Source organism: Solwaraspora sp. WMMA2056 (genome assembly GCF_030345095.1).
Lineage (GTDB): Bacteria > Actinomycetota > Actinomycetes > Mycobacteriales > Micromonosporaceae > Micromonospora_E.
This window is the reverse complement of sequence record NZ_CP128360.1, coordinates 577,115-596,142: the sequence shown is the minus strand read 5'-3', so window position 1 is coordinate 596,142 and position 19,028 is coordinate 577,115. Positions and strand designations below refer to the sequence as shown.

General features: G+C 69.9%; 21 protein-coding genes and 1 pseudogene. 17 read left to right on the top strand and 5 right to left on the bottom strand.

Annotated elements, in window-relative coordinates; all coding sequences use genetic code 11:
- Positions 1 to 28: 28 nt before the first annotated feature.
- The 3 genes from O7608_RS02750 to O7608_RS02740 all read right to left on the bottom strand — a co-directional run bounded on the left by O7608_RS02750 (position 29) and on the right by O7608_RS02740 (position 2,025).
- Positions 29 to 739, bottom strand: a complete 711-nt coding sequence (locus O7608_RS02750) for a LysE family translocator (protein ID WP_289208486.1) — start codon at positions 737 to 739, stop codon at positions 29 to 31.
- Between the two features lie 253 nt (positions 740 to 992).
- Positions 993 to 1,559 (bottom strand): nucleotidyltransferase family protein, encoded by a 567-nt coding sequence (locus O7608_RS02745; protein ID WP_289208485.1) that lies wholly within the window; start codon positions 1,557 to 1,559, stop codon positions 993 to 995.
- Positions 1,560 to 1,677: 118 nt separating this feature from the next.
- Positions 1,678 to 2,025, bottom strand: a complete 348-nt coding sequence (locus tag O7608_RS02740) for a hypothetical protein (protein ID WP_289208484.1) — start codon at positions 2,023 to 2,025, stop codon at positions 1,678 to 1,680.
- A 317-nt stretch (positions 2,026 to 2,342) separates the two neighbouring features.
- Between O7608_RS02740 and O7608_RS02735 the strand changes: the two genes are divergently transcribed.
- The 12 genes and pseudogenes from O7608_RS02735 to O7608_RS02685 all read left to right on the top strand — a co-directional run bounded on the left by O7608_RS02735 (position 2,343) and on the right by O7608_RS02685 (position 9,747).
- Positions 2,343 to 3,572, top strand: a complete 1,230-nt coding sequence (locus O7608_RS02735) for an RCC1 domain-containing protein (protein ID WP_289208483.1) — start codon at positions 2,343 to 2,345, stop codon at positions 3,570 to 3,572.
- Positions 3,573 to 3,778: 206 nt separating this feature from the next.
- A complete protein-coding gene (locus O7608_RS02730; protein WP_289208482.1) occupies positions 3,779 to 3,979 on the top strand; it encodes a hypothetical protein in 201 nt (66 codons plus the stop codon).
- A complete protein-coding gene (locus O7608_RS02725; RefSeq protein ID WP_289208481.1) occupies positions 3,976 to 4,266 on the top strand; it encodes an FAD-dependent oxidoreductase in 291 nt (96 codons plus the stop codon). The genes O7608_RS02730 and O7608_RS02725 overlap by 4 nt, the downstream gene beginning before the upstream one ends.
- Positions 4,267 to 4,274: 8 nt before the next feature.
- A complete protein-coding gene (locus tag O7608_RS02720) occupies positions 4,275 to 4,808 on the top strand; it encodes a MarR family transcriptional regulator (protein WP_289208480.1) in 534 nt (177 codons plus the stop codon).
- A gap of 137 nt (positions 4,809 to 4,945) precedes the next feature.
- The gene (locus tag O7608_RS31920; RefSeq protein ID WP_353850489.1) at positions 4,946 to 5,410 is read left to right on the top strand and encodes an alpha/beta hydrolase family protein; all 465 of its coding nucleotides are present in this window, start codon (positions 4,946 to 4,948) and stop codon (positions 5,408 to 5,410) included.
- Positions 5,407 to 6,192, top strand: coding sequence for a CE1 family esterase (locus O7608_RS31915; protein WP_353850488.1), 786 nt, complete (start codon positions 5,407 to 5,409; stop codon positions 6,190 to 6,192). Before O7608_RS31920 ends, O7608_RS31915 begins: the two co-directional genes overlap by 4 nt.
- Before the next feature lie 53 nt (positions 6,193 to 6,245).
- Complete coding sequence (locus tag O7608_RS02710) at positions 6,246 to 6,947, top strand: hypothetical protein (RefSeq protein WP_289208479.1); 702 nt, start codon at positions 6,246 to 6,248, stop codon at positions 6,945 to 6,947.
- 44 nt (positions 6,948 to 6,991) lie between these two features.
- Positions 6,992 to 7,342 carry a hypothetical protein gene (locus O7608_RS02705; RefSeq protein ID WP_289208478.1) on the top strand — a complete coding sequence of 117 codons (351 nt, stop codon included), beginning with the start codon at positions 6,992 to 6,994 and terminating at the stop codon, positions 7,340 to 7,342.
- Positions 7,343 to 7,471: 129 nt separating this feature from the next.
- Complete coding sequence (locus tag O7608_RS02700; RefSeq protein WP_289208477.1) at positions 7,472 to 7,804, top strand: PadR family transcriptional regulator; 333 nt, start codon at positions 7,472 to 7,474, stop codon at positions 7,802 to 7,804.
- Positions 7,804 to 8,184, top strand: a complete 381-nt coding sequence (locus O7608_RS02695) for a DUF1048 domain-containing protein (protein ID WP_289208476.1) — start codon at positions 7,804 to 7,806, stop codon at positions 8,182 to 8,184. The genes O7608_RS02700 and O7608_RS02695 overlap by 1 nt, the downstream gene beginning before the upstream one ends.
- Positions 8,181 to 8,989: pseudogene (locus O7608_RS02690) on the top strand (ABC transporter ATP-binding protein). Before O7608_RS02695 ends, O7608_RS02690 begins: the two are co-directional and overlap by 4 nt.
- Complete coding sequence (locus tag O7608_RS02685) at positions 8,986 to 9,747, top strand: ABC transporter permease (RefSeq protein WP_289208475.1); 762 nt, start codon at positions 8,986 to 8,988, stop codon at positions 9,745 to 9,747. Before O7608_RS02690 ends, O7608_RS02685 begins: the two are co-directional and overlap by 4 nt.
- 61 nt (positions 9,748 to 9,808) lie before the next feature.
- Here the strand turns inward: O7608_RS02685 and O7608_RS02680 are convergent, their stop codons facing one another.
- Together O7608_RS02680 and O7608_RS02675 are read right to left on the bottom strand one after the other, a co-directional pair.
- Positions 9,809 to 9,979 (bottom strand): hypothetical protein, encoded by a 171-nt coding sequence (locus tag O7608_RS02680; RefSeq protein WP_289208474.1) that lies wholly within the window; start codon positions 9,977 to 9,979, stop codon positions 9,809 to 9,811.
- A gap of 178 nt (positions 9,980 to 10,157) precedes the next feature.
- The gene (locus O7608_RS02675; protein ID WP_289208473.1) at positions 10,158 to 10,619 is read right to left on the bottom strand and encodes a VOC family protein; all 462 of its coding nucleotides are present in this window, start codon (positions 10,617 to 10,619) and stop codon (positions 10,158 to 10,160) included.
- 127 nt (positions 10,620 to 10,746) lie between these two features.
- On the opposite strand from O7608_RS02675, the gene O7608_RS02670 reads away from it, so the two are divergent.
- The 5 genes from O7608_RS02670 to O7608_RS02650 all read left to right on the top strand — a co-directional run bounded on the left by O7608_RS02670 (position 10,747) and on the right by O7608_RS02650 (position 19,007).
- On the top strand, positions 10,747 to 11,769 hold the full coding sequence (locus O7608_RS02670; RefSeq protein WP_289208472.1) for a helix-turn-helix transcriptional regulator: 1,023 nt from the start codon (positions 10,747 to 10,749) through the stop codon (positions 11,767 to 11,769).
- A complete protein-coding gene (locus O7608_RS02665) occupies positions 11,766 to 12,572 on the top strand; it encodes an SAM-dependent methyltransferase (RefSeq protein WP_289208471.1) in 807 nt (268 codons plus the stop codon). The genes O7608_RS02670 and O7608_RS02665 overlap by 4 nt, the downstream gene beginning before the upstream one ends.
- A 410-nt stretch (positions 12,573 to 12,982) precedes the next feature.
- A complete protein-coding gene (locus O7608_RS02660) occupies positions 12,983 to 14,737 on the top strand; it encodes an RICIN domain-containing protein (RefSeq protein WP_289208470.1) in 1,755 nt (584 codons plus the stop codon).
- Positions 14,734 to 16,371, top strand: coding sequence for a S8 family serine peptidase (locus tag O7608_RS02655; RefSeq protein WP_289208469.1), 1,638 nt, complete (start codon positions 14,734 to 14,736; stop codon positions 16,369 to 16,371). Before O7608_RS02660 ends, O7608_RS02655 begins: the two co-directional genes overlap by 4 nt.
- Before the next feature lie 35 nt (positions 16,372 to 16,406).
- On the top strand, positions 16,407 to 19,007 hold the full coding sequence (locus tag O7608_RS02650; protein WP_289208468.1) for a right-handed parallel beta-helix repeat-containing protein: 2,601 nt from the start codon (positions 16,407 to 16,409) through the stop codon (positions 19,005 to 19,007).
- The last annotated feature ends 21 nt before the right edge of the window (positions 19,008 to 19,028 follow it).

Sequence of the window (19,028 nt, the reverse complement as noted above, 5' to 3'; positions counted from 1 at the left end):
GCGACCGCGACCGACGACCGTGCCCCGGCTACCTCGAACCCAGGCGCTCCGGAAGCTCCGGGCCCTCGATCAGCACCGTCAGGTCGGTGGCGAGGTGCAGGCTCAGCCCGAGCAGGGTGAGACCGGTGAGTACGTTGAGCGTACGGGCGGCCACCGGCTGCCGGAGTAGGCCGCCAGCCCGGTCGACCGTCACCGCCAGCGTCGGATACCAGATCACCGCCAGGAGCACGATCAACAGGGCCAGCATGGCGGTAGGCGGCCCGACCGGCACTCCGGTAGGAACGAATTGTGGAATCAGGCTGGCAAAGAACACGAACACCTTGGGATTCGTCACGTCGGTCACCAGGCCCTGTCGGTATGCCCGCCAGACGCCGTTGCCTTTGAGCCGTCGATGACTTCGCACGTCATTTCGACTGTGGACAGATTGGTCCGACGACGGTTCGGTCACTGGCCGACTGCACAGCAGCCGGATGCCCAGATAGCAGAGATAGCCCATGCCGACGAACTGGATCACCCGGTAGGCGGTCCCCGACGCGATCATCAGCGCCGCGATTCCAAGAGCGGCCAGCGACGAGTGCAGCAACAGTCCACTGACGACGCCACCGGCGGTGGCCAGCCCGAGCCTGCGGCCAGCGAGTGCGTTGCGGACCACCATCGTGAAGTCCGCTCCGGGCAGGACGACCATCGCGGCTGCCACGCCGATGAACGTGACGAGCTCGCCGCTCAACAAATGCGGCACCGCTCGGTCATGGTCGACGGTTGCGTCAAGGGTGCCTCCTGATGGGTGCGGTCAGGCATGCATCGATCTGCGCGCGGGGACGAGTCGCAGCCGGGTGTGCGACGCCCGCCGCACCAGACCCCGGGGAAAGATCAACATGACCATACACCTACCAGTGCATGCCCAAAAGGGGGAATAGTCAGGTAAGTGGACCCGGAGTGCGGTCCGTCCACGCCGACCCTTTTGGCGTGCGGGTCAGGGCGGCCGGTGTTGGTCACCGTACGTCGATGTCGTATCCATTCGCGACGTCGCCGCATTCGATTGCGGTGACCCGGTCGGCGTGCCGGCGCAGGTAGGTCCGGGCACCCTGATCGCCCCGGACAGTGGCGACGATCTCGGCCCAATGGTCGCGACCCAGCACCACCGGATGGCCCGGCTCGCCGGCGTAGCAGGCGCGGATCAGGCAACCCGGATGGGCCTGCGCTTGAAGTCGGGCGATCGCCGCCGCGGAAACTCCGGGCATGTCCACCAGATGCACCAACGCGGCCGGCGCCTGCGGCAGACGGGTGAGGGCGGTGAGTCCGAGCCGCAGCGAGGAACCCATCCCCTCGGCCCAGCCCTGATTCTCGACGACATCGACACCGGTCAGGTCGATGGTGGCCCGGACCTGTCGGGCACCGGCACCGAGAACCGCGACGACGGGGTCGCAGCCGCCGTCTCGAAGCACGTTGAGTGCCTGATCGAGAAAGACCGGTGCCTTGGGACCGCCGTAGCGGCGCCCCGCACCGGCGGCCAGGACCAGGCCGGCGACACCGTGCCCCGCGACGTCGGGTGGACCCATCTCGACCTCTCCGGCCGTGGACTGACCAGAATGAGAGTACGGGTCGCCGCGCTACGACTCCCGGTGGATGCTGAACGACTCCCGGTGGTCGTCGCTCGACGACCACCGGGGGCGCCGGTCAGCCGGCCCGGTACGACAGGTAGTGACCCTTCGGCCAGCTGTGGAAGTTGTTCAGTTCGGCTGCCGGACCACTGCAGTCGGCGGTCCGGTAGCCGGGGACGGAACGGAAGCCGCCGCTCCAGGCGAGCAGCCAGGTCGCGTCGGCCGGGACGAGTCGGCAGACGCCGTCCGGCGCGTCCTGCCTGCCGACCACCTCGGTCGGGTAACTCGAGTAGAAGACCAGACCCTTGTCAGGCGACTGCACCGGCTCGCCGGCGGCAGCGGGCGACGTCGGTAGCGTCACGGTCAGGGTGGCGATCATGGCTGCGGCGAGACCTGCGGTGACGGTGCGGACGGAAGCGCGCATTCGTGTCCTTCTGGGACGGCGGCGGGGAAGTGTCGGGCCGGCTCCAGCAGGTATTGGAGTGGCCTATGTCGATGCAACGATCGCCCCGGAAGCTTGCGGTGTCAACCAAATGGGGTTGGGGTCTAGGTATCAGCCCAAACCTCCCGATCGGTGCTCGGGTGATCTCGACATCGGGGGCCTCGTCCCTGCTCGCGAGTGTTCGATGTCGATGTATGTCGATGTAGAGTCTGATCACTGTGTGGCTGCGGGTAGCGGATGGCCGGCCGAGCACCGCCGACTCCACACTGGGGAACCGACGACGTCTGGGAGATCAGGACATGAAGGAACATCAGGAGGGTTGGCTGCGGCCGCGATGGCGGCGGGCAGCCCGAGCCGTCGCGGCGGCGGCCTCCTTCGGAATCGCCGTGTTCGCCATCGGGGCCTCGGCGGGCGCGGCCACGGCGGGTGTCAGCCCTGCCGTCGGGGAGCCGTCGGCCGGCGTCTTCTCCGCCGTACCGGTGTCCCAGGTCGCCGCAGGTGACCTGCACAGCTGCGCCGTCCGTACGGATGGAACGCTGTGGTGCTGGGGCAACAACTTCTACGGCCAGCTCGGCGACGGGACCAACACCAACCGGACCGCTCCGGTCCAGGTCGGCACCGCCACCACCTGGGCGAGTGTCGACGCGGGCAGCGGCAGCACCTGCGCCACCCGTACCGATGGAACGCTGTGGTGCTGGGGCAACAACGCCGGCGGCCAGCTCGGCGACGGCACCACCACGAGGCGGAACGCGCCCGTGCGGGTCGGTACCGACAGCACCTGGGCCAGCGTCAGCGCCGCCAGCAACCACACCTGCGCGGTGCGGACCACCGGCAGCCTGTGGTGCTGGGGCCTCAACCGGCACGCCCAACTCGGCGTCGGCACGTCCGTCTACCAGACGACCATCCCGGTGCAGGTGGGTACGGCGACCACCTGGGCGAGTGTCACGACCGGTTACGCACACACCTGTGCCGTCCGGACCGAGGGCACCCTCTGGTGCTGGGGTAGCAGTTCGGACGGGCAGCTCGGTCTCGGCATCCTGAGCTACCAGGCGACCCCGGCCCAGGTGGGCACCACGACCACCTGGGCCGCCGTGACGGCCGGCTACGTGCACACCTGCGCGGTCCGCACCACCGGGACGCTCTGGTGCTGGGGCGAGAACGGGTACGGCCAGGTGGGCGGGGGCACCGGCTTCCAGACCACTCCGCTGCAGATCGGCACCGCCACCACCTGGACCCGTGTGCAGGCGAGCGTCGACTCCTCGTGCGGCGCGCGTGCCGACGGCAGCCTGTGGTGCTGGGGGAGCAACGTCATGGGGCAGCTGGGCGACGGCACCACCACGCACCGGTCGACCCCGACCCGGGTCGGCACCGCTACCGACTGGACGCCCGGCGTCTCCGTGTCGTACCACGCCTGCGCGCCGCGTACCGACGGCAGCCTCTGGTGCTGGGGCAACAACTCGTTCGGGCAGCTCGGCGACGGCACCACCACCCAACGGTCGACCCCGGTTCTGGTGAGCCTGCCGGGCTGACCTGCGTCGACTCGGTCCGGGCCGCGCTGCCGATGCTGGGCGGCGCGGCCCGGTGCCGGGTGCGACATCCCGGCGGTCTTGTCGAAATTAACTTAGTCATTAAGATGATTGGATGACCGTATCGACCGACTTCTCTGTGGCGATCGCCGGGCCTTCGCTCGACTGGCTCCGGGCAGCTATGCGCCGACCGGCGACGACTACGTGATGTGGGACTGCTGTTGCGGCAGGAGCAGGTGCCCGCCGATGTCCGCGGGCACCTGCTGACGCTGTGGGAACTGGCTGCCCGCACGAGTACGGACTTCCACCCGCTCATCCGGCGGCTGGTTGAAACGGCGGAGGTGGACGCCACCGTACTCAACGTCTTCGCCGCCGGCCGCGCCGGTGGACGGTGCCGCGGGCGACGATGATGGGCGACGCCGTGCACGTCATGCCACCGTTCGGGGCCCAGGGCGGCAACACCGCGCTGCGCGACGCCGCCCTGCTCGGCCGCAAACTGGTCGAGGCCCGGGCGAGCGGTACGCAGGTGGAGGAGGCGATCGCCGCATACCAGGACGAGATGGCCCACTACGCCTTCCAGGCCGTTGACACCGCTGCCGGGCTGATGCGCCGCCTCACCGGAGGTGCCGCCGTACCGCACGGGGTGCTGACCCGCGTGCTGCCTCGGCTGCACCGGGTGACCGTACCGGAGGCATGATTGCCGGCATGTCCCACGAGTCGGCCCGTGCGGCCGCGATCGCCGACCTGATGCGCGCCGGCCGGGAGATGTCCCGGCTGTCCATGGTGTTCCGGTACGCCATCGCCGAGCGGCTCGGCCTCACGGTGAGCGACCTGGAGTGCCTGGACTACCTGGCGGACGCCGGTTCCGCCACCGCGGGGCAGGTCGCCGACCGTACCAACCTCACCACCGGGGCGGTGACCAGCATGCTCCGCCGGCTTCAGCAGGCGGGCTACGTGAGCGCCGAGCACGATCCGGCGGACCGGCGGCGGGTGATCGTCACCCTTCGGCCGAAGCGGATGGCCGACCTGGAGCGGCCGTACGAGCAGTTCGCCGAACGGACGCGGCGGCTCGTCGCGGACTACAGCGTCGAGGAGATCGGCTGCTGGTCCGGCACTACGACCGCATGCAGGCGATGTACCTCGCCGAGTTGGACCGCGTCGACGATCGTCGTGGGCCTGGTCGATTTGACACGTTGTGACCTGGTCGCGTCGGCCAGGCTCGGCAAATCATATTTATGATCTTGATTGTTTAGATCTGGCTATCTGGTCTCGTGGTGTCTCGCGCTTCACGGCTGTGGCGTGCCTGCCGGCCACGCGAACGACGGATCGGAGTGACCATGTCCAGACGGAGATCCGTTGTCGGATCTGTCGCAACAGTGGCGGCCATCACCCTCGCGTTGGGTGCGGTGATGGTCGGCGGGGGCCTCGGGGCCACCGCCTCGGCAACCGACGTCGGCGTACTCGCCGCAAGCGCTGGTTGCGGCAAGAACCCGACGCTGACCAGCGGCACGCGGAACATTCAGAGCGGCGGCCGGACGCGCACCTTCACGCTGCGGCTCCCCGACGGGTACGACAGGAACCGCCAGTACCGGCTGATCTTCGGCTTCCACTGGCTCAACGGCTCCGCCGCAGACGTCGTCAACGGCAACTACTACGGATTGCTGCCGGTGTCGAACAACAGCGCCATCTTCGTTGCGCCCCACGGCCTCAACGCCGGCTGGGCCAACTCCGGCGGCCAGGACGTGACCTTCACCGACGACATGATCCGGACAATCGAGAACGATCTATGCGTCGACACCTCGCAGCGCTTCTCGTTGGGCTTCAGCTACGGCGGGGCATGAGCTACGCGCTTGCGTGTGCCCGGGCTAACGTCTTCCGTGCCGTCGCGGTCTACGCCGGTGGCGTCATCAGCGGATGCAGCGGCGGCAACGACCCGATCGGCTACCTGCACGCCCACGGCATCAGCGACAACGTCCTGAGTATCGCCGGCGGGCGTTCCATGCGGGACAGGTTCGTCAGGAACAACGGCTGTACCCCCCAGAACGCCCCGGAACCGTCGCCGGGCAGCGGAAGGTACATCACCACCACCTACACCGGCTGCACGGCAGACCACCCAGTCGTCTGGCACGCGTTCGACGGCGGGCACACCCCCACCCCGGGATCCTGGCTCCCGCAGGCGACGTGGCAGTTCTTCGCCCAGTTCCAAGGCGCCACTCCTGGCCCGACGACCCCCGGCCCGACGACCCCTGGCCCGACCACTCCCGGCCCGACGACCCCTGGCCCGACCACCGCTCCGCCGGGCGGCGGAGCCTGCCGGGTCACCGCGAACGTCAACGCGTGGAACACCGGCCTCACCGAGGACATCACCGTCACCAACACCGGTACGGCCACGATCAACGGTTGGTCGCTGACCTTCACCCTGCCCGGCGGGCAGAACATCACCAACGGGTGGAACGCCAGCTACTCGCCCAGCTCCGGGCAGGTGACGGCCAGGAACGTCTCCTACAACGGCACCATCGCCCCCAACGCGTCAGTCAGCATCGGCTTCCAGGCCACTCACACCGGCAACACCGCCAAGCCGACATCCTTCAGCCTCAACGGCGCGCCCTGCACGGTGACGTGACGGTGCCGGAGCGGCAATCGCGCCGCTGACCTGGTCGCCGAATACTGGACCAGTTGATTTTGAACAAGCGGTGGGCCGGATCCCTTGTCGGGATTCGGCCCACCGCTTTGTCCGCCGGCGCTCTCGGCCAGGTCGACGGTCACAGCCCGCTCTGCGGATGGACCGGCCTGACGACGCTGAAGACGGCCAGCTGGGCGAGTGCCCAGATCGCCGTACGCCTGCCGGACGACCTCGATCCGCCGGATAGGGTGCCTTCGGTGGCGGCGGTGAGCGGTTTGCCTGAGTGGTCGGCGGCGTTGCGGGGTGTCGACTGGGCTTCGCTCGGGGACGCCCACGGTGCGGCCGGGGATCTTCCGGGGATTCTTCTTGCGGTGTGGTCGGATGATCCGGCGGCCTGCCGTGGGGCGTACCGGGCGCTGGCGGGGCGTCTGGTGCATCAAGGTTCGCGGTACGAGGCGAGTGCTGTCGCGGCGGGGTTTCTGATCGATGTCGTGGCGGATCCTGCGGCGCCTGACCGGTTCGCCGCCTGCCAGGTGCTGCGAATGATCGCGATCGGCGACGAGAGTTACTGGTTGACCGAGTTGCCGGACATTGCTGCGGTTCGGCGTGAGGTGGCCCGGCAGGCGACGCTGACGCTGGCGGAGCTGGAACATGAGCAGTCGATGTGGGTGGCTGCGGCCGGTGATGAGGATGAGCGGCGGGGCCGGGAGTCGGCTGCCCGCTACTCATCGAGGAGCTGTCCGCCTGTCTGCTGAACGCGACCGAACCCGTGCCGGACTGGCCGTTCCTGGACGGGGACATGTCAGGGCTGGCGGCGCTGACCCTGGCGCGGCTGGACCCTGACTGTGCTACCGATCGGGTCGAGATCCTGGCGCGGCGGCTGGCCGACACGGTGTCCGGCACTGACCGGTTCACGCTGGTGGGCGCGTTGCTGGACGCGGCGTTCCCGGACCACGACGCCGCAGGGCGGGGCGGTGAGGCTGGGCCGACGGGACCGGGCCGGATCGTCGACGCCCAGCAGGTGGCGGTTCGTGCGCTGGTGGACAGCGCGGTCTGGGGGGACGGGCCGATGATGGCGATGCTGCTCGGCCGGTACGGTCTGCCGTCCGCGTCGGCGTCGCTGCGGGGCTGGCTGGCCGGGGACCGGTAGCACCAACACCAACTGCCCTCGCTCCCTGTTTCTGCCGGAGCCAGCGCGAGGTCCTTGCGGTCACGCTAGTCAGTGTTACTATGTACCAGTAGTCAGTGTTGCTTAGTACCGGCGCGTGGGGTGGGGTTCGTGGGCAGGCAGATGACGGAAATGCTCAAGGGAACGCTGGAGGGCATCGTCCTCGCGGTCCTGGCCATGCGGCCCGCGTACGGGTACGAGATCACCGCGTGGCTACGGGATCAGGGTTTCTCCGAGATCGCCGAGGGCACGGTCTACGCCCTGCTGGTCAGGGTCGAACAGAAACGCCTCGTCGACGTGGAGAAAGTCCCGTCCGAGAAGGGGCCACCACGCAAGGTGTACTCCCTCAACGCCCAAGGGCGGGAGTACCTCGAAGAGTTCTGGAAGACCTGGAGTTTCCTCGCTGGAAGGCTCGAGATGCTCCACAAGGGAGAGCGGTCGTAGTGTTCAGTACGGAGAGCGGATTTCTCGGCAGGGTAGTCGGCCCGAAACGGCGGTGGCGCGCCTACAAGGCGCGCGTGCGAAAGCTCCCTGCGCCGTACCGCGCGGCGGTCGAGGCCATCGAACGGTACCTGATGCACTTCGGGGCGATGGACGGCGACAGCGCGGCATCGCTGTTCGAGGACGTCGCCGACCTGTTCGAGCGGGCCGCGGCAGACGGCGCACCGATCCGGGACATCGTCGGCGAAGACCCGGTCGAGTTCGTCGAGGCGTTGATCGCCAACTACGACAAGGGCGGGTACGTGACCCGGGAACGCGACCGGCTGTCCCGTGCCATCGCGCTCGCCGGTGAAACCCCCGGCAGCGCGGAGGGACCGCGATGACCGTGCGGCAGGCCCCGGCGATCCACGTACGCGGGCTGGAGAAGTCGTACCGGCGGCTGAAGGTGCTGCGGGGGGTGGGCTTCGACGTGGCACCAGGCAGCATCTTCGCCCTGCTCGGGTCGAACGGAGCCGGCAAGACGACCGTCGTGCGTACTCTCGCCACCCTGCTCAAGGCGGACGCGGGGACGGCCACCGTCAACGGCTTCGATGTCGCCACCCAGGCGGCCCAGGTACGGGAGTCGATCAGCCTCACCGGGCAGTTCGCGGCCGTCGACGAGGTTCTCAGCGGTCGGGAGAACCTCGTGCTGGTGGCTCGACTGCGACACCTGCCGAACCCGGGCAGGGTCGCCGACGACCTGCTCGACCGCCTGTCGCTGACCGACGCCGCGCGACGGAAGGCGTCGACGTACTCCGGCGGCATGCGCCGCCGCCTGGACATCGCCATGAGCCTCGTCGGGAACCCGCCGGTCATCTTCCTCGACGAGCGACGACCGGGCTCGACCCCCAGGCACGCATCGAGGTGTGGCGGACCGTCAAGGAACTCGCCGACCAGGGCACGACCGTACTGCTGACCACCCAGTACCTGGCCGAGGCCGAGCACCTCGCCGACCGGATCGCGATCCTCCACGAGGGCCGGATCATCGTCGACGGCACCCTCACCGAACTGAGACAGCTGCTCCCGCCCGCCACGGTCGAGTACGTCGAGAAGCAGCCGACCCTCGAGGACGTCTTCTTCGCCATCGTCGGCAACGGCGACAAGGACGGGCAGCAACCGACCGGACCAGCGAGTGAGGAACAGCGATGAGCACACGTTTTCCTGGCGACACCGCCGTCCTGCTGGGCCGGTCACTGACGCATGTCAGCCGCAGCGCGGACACCATCGTCACGACCGCGATCACGCCGATCGCGATGATGCTGCTCTTCGTCTACGTGTTCGCCGGTGCGATCGAGAGCGGATCCGGTTCGTACGTCAACTACCTGCTGCCCGGGATTCTGCTGATCACGGTCGCGTCCGGGATCGCGTACACCGCTTTCCGGCTCTTTCTCGACGTGCGCAGCGGCATCTTCGAGCGATTCCAGTCCATGCCGATCGCACGATCGTCGGTGCTGTGGGCGCACGTACTGACGTCGTTGGTTGCCAATCTCGTCTCGCTCGTGGTCGTCGTCGGCGTAGCACTGCTCATGGGCTTCCGTACGAGCGCTGGGGTGCTGGCCTGGCTCGCGGTCGCCGGCATCCTGATCCTGTTCACCCTCGCACTGACCTGGCTCGCCGTCATCCCCGGGCTCACCGCGAAGAGCGTGGACGGCGCGAGTGGATTCTCGTACCCGCTGATCTTCCTGCCGTTCGTCAGTTCGGCGTTCGTGCCCACCGACACCATGCCCGGACCGGTACGTGCCTTCGCCGAGCACCAGCCGGTGACGGCGATCGTCGACGCGATCCGCAACCTGTTCGCGCAGCAGCCGGTCGGTGCCGACATCTGGATCGCCCTCGCCTGGTGCGTCGGGATCCTTGTCGTCGCCTATGCCTTCGCCGTGATCACCTATCGTCGTCGGATCTCCTGAACCGCGCAGGTGCGGCGCCATCGGGTAGCGACGGTGCCGCACGTTGTGCGGTCGGCAAGTCCTACTGTTCGTCGTCAACCTGCTCGGTACGCCCGTCGCGGGTGACGGTCGGCTCCAGATGCTCGTCCGGCTGAGGCGCCTGCGCCACGGTGTGGTGCGGATCCCCGTCCGGCGAGAACAGCACCCGGTCCGTCTTCGGACTCTTCTCCTGGTTCTCCTCGGGCTCGGTCACGGCGCTGCTCCCTCCAGCTGGATGTCGTTCCTACGCTATGCCCCGAACCGGCGGCCCGAATCCCGTTCGCCGGAGTAGGGCGACGGAACCGGATCTTCAGCCATTGGCCGAGGTCCTTTTTGTCGGCTGGGAGCGGTCCGGGGCGGGCCAGGGCCACCCCGGACCGGACGGGTACGGGTCAGCCGGCGTAGGCCACGGCGACGTCGAGGATCCAGGTGACGCCGAAGCGGTCGGTGAGCATCCCGAAGCCCGGCGCCCACTGCGACGGGCCGAACTTCTCGATGCTCTCGGCACCGTCGGCCAACTTGTCCCACAGCGCGCCGACCTCTTCGGCGGACTCGCCACGGACGGAGACGAAGAACCGATCGCCGGTCAGCGTCATGCCGTGCTCGCGGGTGGTGGCGGCCGGCGCGGCCGGGGCCGGGGCGTGGCCGGGTACGTCGTAGGCCATGACGTTGAAGCCATTGTCGGCTGTGATCTGCCCGAAGACGACCTTGTCGGCATCGGGTGCCTCCTTCGGCATGCCGAAGTCACCGTACGTGACGACGGTGAGGTGGCCGCCGAACACCGACTGGTAGAACTGGAGGGCCGCGCGGGCGTCACCACGGAAGTTGAGGTGAGTGGTGGTCGTGATAGCCATGCTGTTTCTCCTGGGCTGTCGTCTGCGGTAACCGGTGCCGGCTCAGCCGGCCAGCGGGGTGGCACTGGCCTAGATTCGCAGCACAAGGTGCCAGGGAGTGGCACCTACTGCGGGCAGAATCGGATTCATGCCGAAAACCTCCGCGCGCCTGTTGGCACTGCTGTCGCTGCTGCAAACCCGCCGGGACTGGTCCGGTGCCGCGCTGGTCGACCGGCTGGACGTCAGCCTGCGCACGGTGCGGCGCGACATCGACCGGCTGCGTGAACTCGGCTACCCCATCGCTGCGGTCAAAGGTCCCGAGGGCGGTTACCGGCTCGCCGCCGGCACCAACCTGCCCCCGCTACTGTTCGACGACGAGCAGGCCGTCGCTCTCACCGTCGCCCTGCAGATCGCCGCGACCACCCCGGACAGCAGCCTCGCCGAACCCGCCGCACGAGCGTTGAACACCATCAGGCAGGTGTTGCCCTCCCGGCTACGGCACCGCGTCCAGGCTCTCGACGTCACCGTCGTCAACCGGCCCTCCACCCGTCCGGCCGAACCGGTTCATGGCGACGTGCTGCTGGCCATCAGCTCCGCCGTGCATGCCCGCCAGATCCTTCGCTTCGACTACGGCTACAACGACACCATGTCGCTGCGCCGCGTCGAACCGCACCACGTCATCACCCGGGAGGGGCGTTGGTACCTCGTCGCCTGGGACCTCGACCGTGCCGACTGGCGCATCTTCCGCGTCGACCGCATCAGCCCACGCACCCCCCACGGACCGCACTTCACCCCGCGTGCGCTGCCCGGCGGAGACCTCGCCGAGTACGTCACCGGCGTCTTTCGCGGCTCCGTCGACGCCTCGGGCCGCTGGCCCTGCCAGGGAACCGTGACCCTCGACCTCCCGGCATCCGTAGTGGCTGTCCACGCCGGCGACGGCATCGTCGAGCAGACCACCCCGGACCGCTGCCGGCTCACTCTTGGCTCCTGGTCCTGGCCCAGCCTCGCCGCCGCCATCGCGCGCTACGACGCGGACATCACCGTCATCGGCCCCGACGAACTCGCCGAGGCCTTCGTGCACCTGGCCCACCGATTCAGCCGCGCCGTACCCGGGCACGCCGCCGCCCCGACTGCGTCGCCGCCCCTGTGGTGCGGAACAATGCCATCGTGACCGAGGACCGGGAGCTCTCCGTAGATTCCAAGCTGGACACCGCCGTGCCGCACTCGGCCCGGATCTGGAACTACTGGCTGGGCGGCAAGGACAACTTCGCGGTCGACCGGGCCGTCGGCGACGAGGTGATCGCCCACATCCCGGACATCCCCGTCGGAGCGAGGTCCGAGCGCGCGTTCCTCAAGCGCGTGGTCAGGTTCCTCGTCGAGGATGCCGGTATCGGTCAGTTCCTCGATGTCGGCACCGGGCTCCCGTCGGCGGACAACACCCACGAGGTCGCGCAGTCCCTCGACCCACGCTGCCGGGTGGTCTACATCGACAACGACCCGCTTGTCATGGCGCACGCGCGTGCGCTGCTGACCAGCACGGCGGAAGGCAGCTGCGACTACGTCGAAGCCGACCTGCGGCAGCCGGACACGATACTCGCGTCCGCGCGGCGGACGCTCGACTTCTCGCGGCCGATTGGCCTCATGCTCCTCGGCGTCGTCAACCACCTGATGGACGACGACGTGGCGTACGGTGCGGTCGCGCAGCTGGTGCGGGCGATGCCTGCCGGTAGCCACCTGGTGCTCACCCACTCCACCGCAGAGATCCACGGTGAGCCGATGCTGCGCGTGATGCGGGAAACCACCGAGCGTGGCGGCACGCCGATCCGGGCCAGGACCCGGACGGAGATCGAACGCTTCTTCGACGGGCTGGATCTGTTGGAGCCCGGCGTCGTCACCTGCTCGCGCTGGCGCCCGGACCCGGAGTCCGCCGAGCCTGAGGTCTACCTGTTCGGCGGCGTCGGGCGCGTCGGCTGAGCTGACCCTCTCGGTGTCGGTCGGCCGTGCGGGTGCCCAGTTCCCGCCTCCTGCCACCCAATTCCCGCCCCCTGCCACCCGGGACTGCTGACCAACCAGGATCCTGCCCTGGTCGAGGCCGTCCTCGTCGGTGGACGAGCTTCGTACCGTGATCGGCGCATGACATCGACAGCGGCCACCAGGGACAGGTTGTCGATGTGGGGCAGCGGCGGGCGTCGCCGCCCGTCCGTGACGGCGCGCCCCCGTACGTCCGTCGATTCATGCAGTGTTTACCGGTGGGTCAGTTTGATCGCCCGTGTTCCACATTGCGCACATCTAGCCTGCGACAGGTCGGCCTGACCGGTCGGCGCATCCACTCCGGGCACGCGGCGAGTCTTTCTGAGGTAGGACCGAGAAGGTTGGTGGCCATAATGGACATGTCGACCAGGGTCCGCAACCGGGCGTTCGTGGGGGTGGCCCTGGGCCTGGTCGCGATGATCACCCTGACCGCCTCCCTGGCACCTGGCCGGGCCGACGCCAGGGAACCACTACCTGGCAGCCCGATCTCCGACGCGGATGTCCGGCTGCTGACTGAGGCAGCCAGCTCATGCCCCACCTTGACCCCGGCGCGGCTGGCCGGTCAGGTGATGGCCGCGTCCCGGTTCTCGGCGACCCCGGTCGAGGCAGTGCAGGCCGTCGGGGGGCAGGGCGCCGCCGGGCTGGTGCCGACCGTGTGGCAGAAGTGGGCGCCGTGGGACGGGGCACGACCGGGCGACCGGTCGGCCAGCATCACCGCACTCGCCCACCACATGTGCCAACTGGTCGGCCAGTTGCGGGTGCTCGAACTCGACGGCGACCGGTGGCAGTTGGCGCTGGCGGCGCACCGGGTCGGTGTCGAGGCCGTCGTCGAGGCTGGCGACGTGCCGGTCGGGGCCGTGGAGTACGTCGACACCGTGGAGCGGTACGCCACCTGGTACGCGTTGCAGCCGGCCTTCGGCGGAGATGGGGAAGCCGCGCCCGTGGAGACAGTGCCGGTCACCGGGGAGCGGGTCGCCGACGCCGCGCCGTTGCCGGTGCCGGACGCGTACCTCGAACTGATCCAGACCGCCGGCGCTGTCTGCCCGCAGATGCCCCCTGCTCGGGTCGCCGCGCAGCTCATGGCCACCTCCGAATTCGACCCGCAGCGACTCGGCCCGACCGGCGAACAGGGCATCGCGCAGTTTCTGCCCGAGGTGTGGGTGACCTACGTACGGCCGTCGGCGGAGTCCTCACCGTGGACCCCTGCCTCGGCGGTGCCGGCCCTCGCCGAGACCATGTGTGCCCTGCTGGAGGCCCTGCCCGGGACCGGCCCGGACGCTTACCCGCTCGCGTTGGCGTCGTTCCTGCGTGGCGACACGACGATCCGCTCTTTGGCCGACGTGCCGGGCGGTGAACGAATCATCGTCCTAGCCGAGCAGGTGGGCCACTTCGAGGCCGAGTATGCGAAGGATCCTCGGCTGGCCCCGCCGGCCGATCCGTCGCCGTCGGCCGATCCGTCGCCGAGCCCGACCATTGGGCCCGAGCGGTCGCCGGGGGCGAGCCCTGGCGTGACGACCCCTGCGCCGACGGCACCCCGACCTTCGCCGACGGCGACGCGGTCGAGCGCCCCGGAGCCGGCCGGCTCCGACCAGCCGCCGGTCAAGGCCAAGGACGCCGATGGAACCAACCGCTCGTACGGGCCGTTCTTCATCTACAACCTCGGCACCGAGATGTGCGTGGACGTTCCGGGGGCCGGCCCCGGGCCGCGCGACGGGCCGGTCCTGCAGGACCTCTGCTACCCGCACACTCCTGACAACCAGGAGTACGCCTTCGTCCCGCGCCGGGTCGACGGTTCCGGTAACCAGCTGTACTGGATTCGTAGCGTCACCTCCCAGTACTGCCTGGACCTGCCGGGCAAGGGCTCGGTTTCGCCAGCGACACCGCTCAACGAGACCGGTTGTTTCGACGACGAGAACCAGTACTGGCTGCTGCACCCCACGGTGAAGTCCGGCAACGTCCAGTACTACCGGATCATCAACACCGCCTCGAACCTCTGCCTGGACGTTCCCGGCTATGCGAGTGGTGGAACCGGCCTTCGTCTCGAGGTGTTCGGCTGTCGGTCGAACGACGACCACGACTGGGCGCTGATCCGGAAGGCCAACTGGTGACCGCGACCCTGGCCCGGACGGCCCTGACCGGGTTGGCGACGCTCATGGCGGTGACAGCGGCCGCGACGGGCGCGGTCACCTACGTCCGGGCCGCACCGGCCGCGCCGGCCGACCAGCGGGTGGAGCGGTACGTCCTCTACTACACGGTGCTGGCGTCGTACCAGGGCAAGCCGGAGACACTCTGGGCGATCGCCGACCGGTTCCTCGGCGACGCCGAGCGAGCCGGTGAGATCCTGGTACTCAACTCCGGGCGGCAGCAGCCGGACGGCGGTCGGTTGACCGATCCCGGGCAGTTGCACGAGGGCTGGCACCTCGTGCTGCCCTGGGACGCGATCGGCACCGGACTGCGGCACGGGGCGCTGCCGACCACGACGGCGGTGAAACCTGGCGCGACATCGTCGCCTGAACCGTCTGGTTTGCCCACACCGTCCGACTCGATCGACCGCCCGGCGAATCCGGCCCCGGCGAACCCGGCCAGCGATCCAGAGCGGAGCGCGCTGCCCCTGGCCGGTCAGCGGTCGGAATCCGGCTCCGCGGGGTCCGACCACACCGACTGCCGGCCGACTGTCGTCGCGACCGCTCCGGCCGACGCGAACTGGGGACAGCGGCTGGTGGCACCGCAGCGGGTGTGGCCGACCGCCACCGGCGCCGGCGTTTCGGTGGCCGTCGTCGACTCGGGCGTCGCTGCGGGCCGGCCGGAGCTCGGTGACCGGCTCGGTCGAGGCGTGGACATCGTGTCCGGCAGAGGCCCGGGTGACACGGACTGCGTCGGCTCGGGTACCGCACTGGCGGGTATCGTCGCCGCCGACGACGGCAGCGGCGGCGACCTGGTGGGGATGGCGCCGAAAGCCATGATCGTTCCGGTGCGGCTGGTGGACCGGGGCGTCCCGGCGAGCCCACCGGCGGCCGTGACAGCCATCGAGGTCGCGGTGGCCACCGGGGCGAAGGTGATCCTGCTCGGTGCGTCCGTCGACGTCAGTGACCCTACGGTCCGTTCCGCGGTCGACGAAGCGATCGGCTGGGGCGCGGTCGTGGTGGTGCCGGTCTCTGCCGCCGGATCGGCCATCCCTGCCGGAAACGGTCTGCTCCGCGTCGGCGGGCTCGACCCCGACCAGCGACCGATCGCCGACTACCCGGCCGGCACGGTGGACCTGCTCGCGCCGGCGGCCGGCATCCGCAGCATCAGCGCGGCGGGCACCGGGGCCTACGTCGGCACCGGTACGGAGTACGCTGCCGCGTTCGTCGCGGGCGCGGCGGCGCTGGTGCGTTCGGCCCACCCCGGGCTGTCCGGGGAACAGACCGGCCGGCAACTCGTCGTCTCCGCCGACCGGCCAGCCGACGACGGCGCGGAGAGCATCGGACGGCTCGATCCGTACGCGGCGGTCACCGACCGGCTGGTCGACGAAGGACTGCCCGCAGCCGTCGCCGAGCGGGGCGAAGGATCCCGATCGGTGTCCTGGCCGGCGGTGTTGGCGGTGTTCGCCGGGCTCGGGGCGCTGTTTGCCGGCGGGCGGCTCTGGGGCCGCTTCCGGGCGGCGAGCAGGCGTCGCCGGCTGACGCTGGAGCAGGCCGACGACCCGTTCAACGGCCGCGCCGCAGGCGTGGACCAACTGGTGCACAGCGGAAAGCCGTGAACACCGGTTCCGACGGTCTCCGGCTGGGGCGAAAGATGGTTCGACTGAAGGTCCGCCGGCCGGGTGCCGACCCGAACGTCGTCCGGGTGGCACCCGGCGAACGAGGGGCCGCGCGCAGCATCGCGGCCGGCCTGCGGGCAGCGTCGGGCGGGCAGACCGTGTTGGTGGCGCCCGGTCTGTACCACGAGGAACTGCTCGTCGACACTGCGGCGCGGGTCCGGGCCGAGCAGGGGCCGGGCAGCGTGTCGGTGCTGCTGCGTACCTCGGTACGGATCACCGCCGCGGCGACGTTGACCGATCTGACGCTGGTCGGCGGCGACCCCGGTGAGCCGCTGCTGCGGATCGAGAGCGGCAGCGTGGAACTCGTCGGTTGCCAGCTGCGTGGCGGCCGGATCGAGATCACCGGGAACGCCGACGCGGCGCTGCGCGACTGCCGGCTGACCGGTGCCCGGCTGGCCGGACTGTACGCCACCGGCGACGCCGTGGTCCGGCTCGAGCGGTGCGTCGTCACCGAGGTCGACGGGATAGGTGTGGTGGTCGGCGAGTCGGCGCAGACGACCATGCAGGACACCTGGATCGACTCGGTCACCGGCTCCGGCGTACGGGCCCGTGGCACCGCCCGGATCGAACTGGTCCGCTGCACGGTCGTCGCAGCCGGACGCAACGGGCTCCGTGCCGAGGAGTCGGCGTCGGTCAGCGGGCGGGACGTCGCAGTGAGTCGCAGCGGCGGGGACTCGGTGTACGCCTTCGGCGCGGCGCGGGTGGATCTCACCGGGTGCCGGGTGACCGACCCGGCCGCCGCGGGCGTGGTCGCCGCCGACCGGTCGCAGCTGGTCCTGACCCGCTGCGACGTGGGGCGCGCCGGCGAGACCGGTGTGGTGTGCCGGGACCGGGCCGAGGTCGGCATCTTCGCCGGGTCGGTGCGCGACTGCGCAGGCAACGGAATCCTCGTCACCGACCACGGATCGGTGACAGTCACCGACGCCGCGCTGGGCGACTCGACCTACAGCGTGCTGCACGTCGGCGGTGCCGGCCGGCTGACCGCCACCGGTGCCCTGGTCGGTCCGTCGGCGGAGCACGGGTTGCACGCCATCGGATCCGGCAGCGTCGAGCTGACCGGCGGCTGGGTGCGCGGCTGCGGGCTCGCCGGGGTGAGCACCGCCGACAGCGCCGAGGTGACGGCCACGGACACCGTGCTGGCCGGCAACCGCAACGGGGTGGTCGTCGGCTCGGACCGGCCGGTACGGCTGACCGGATGCGTGGTCGACGCCAGCGGCAGGGCCGGCGTTCAGGTCGGCGGCGGTGCCACCGTGGAGTTGACCGACTGCCGGATCGACCGCGCCGGCACCGCCGGGATCGTCTTCGAGCAGGACAGCGGGGGGACCGTCGAGCGGTGCGCGGTGCGTGATGCCGAGGGCTCCGGCATCGTGGTGTGGACCGGTGCCAGCCCTCAGGTGACCGGCACGTCGTGCACGGCGGGCGCGAAGAACGCGCTGTTCGTCGCCGAGGGCGGCGGCGGCCGGTACGTCGACTGCGTGTTCACCGACAGCGCGTACCCGGCGATCCACGTCGGTCCCGGGGCGACGCCGGTCGTCGTGCGTGCCCGGATCCGCGACACCGAACTCGACGTCGACGTGGACCCGCAGGCCAAGCCGGTCTTCGAGGAGATCCGGCTGACCGAGGTTGCCAGGTCGTTGCTGCCGCCGACCGCGCTCGCCGCCAGCGGTGAACCCGGCGTTCCGGCGATGGCCGGGGCTTCGGCGGCCGGTGGGTCGCTGACCGAGACAGCCCCGACCGAGGCGGCCCGACCTACCGAGGCGGACCTGCCGGAACTGTTGGCCGAGCTGGAGTCGCTGGTCGGCCTGGACCGGGTCAAGCAGGATGTGCAGGCACAGATCAAACTCATGCAGACGGTACGCCGGCGCCGGGAGGCCGGGCTCGCCGCGCCGCCGTTGAGCCGGCACCTGGTCTTCGCCGGCAATCCCGGCACCGGCAAGACCACCGTGGCCCGCCTCTACGGCCGGCTGCTCGCCGCGTTGGGCATGCTGGAGCGCGGCCACCTCGTCGAGGCCGACCGGACCACGATGGTCGGCGAGTACGTCGGGCACACCGGACCCCGTACCCAGGCCGTCTTCCGCCGGGCCCTCGGCGGTGTGCTCTTCATCGACGAGGCCTACTCGCTGGTCCCGCCGGGTCACACCAACGACTTCGGGCAGGAAGCGATCGCCACGCTGGTCAAACTGATGGAGGACTACCGCGACGACGTGGTGGTGATCGTGGCCGGCTACCCCTTGGAGATGAGCCGCTTCGTCGCCTCGAACCCAGGCCTGGCGTCCCGGTTCTCCCGGACGCTGACCTTCGAGGACTACGGGTCCACCGAGCTGACCGCCATCGTCGAGGCCCAGTGCCGACAGCACGAGTACCAGCTCGCCGACGACGCGCGTGCCGCCGTACACGACCTCTTCGCCGCGATCGACCACGGCCACGGGTTCGGCAACGGTCGCGCCGCGCGGCAGGTCTTTCAACGGATGACCGAACACCAGGCGCAGCGGGTCGCCGATCTCGTCGACCCGTCAACCGAAGACCTGCTGCGGCTCACCGCGTCCGACGTACCCGCCGCCAGTTCGGTGGCCTGACCGGTTCCTGCGGCCAGAGAT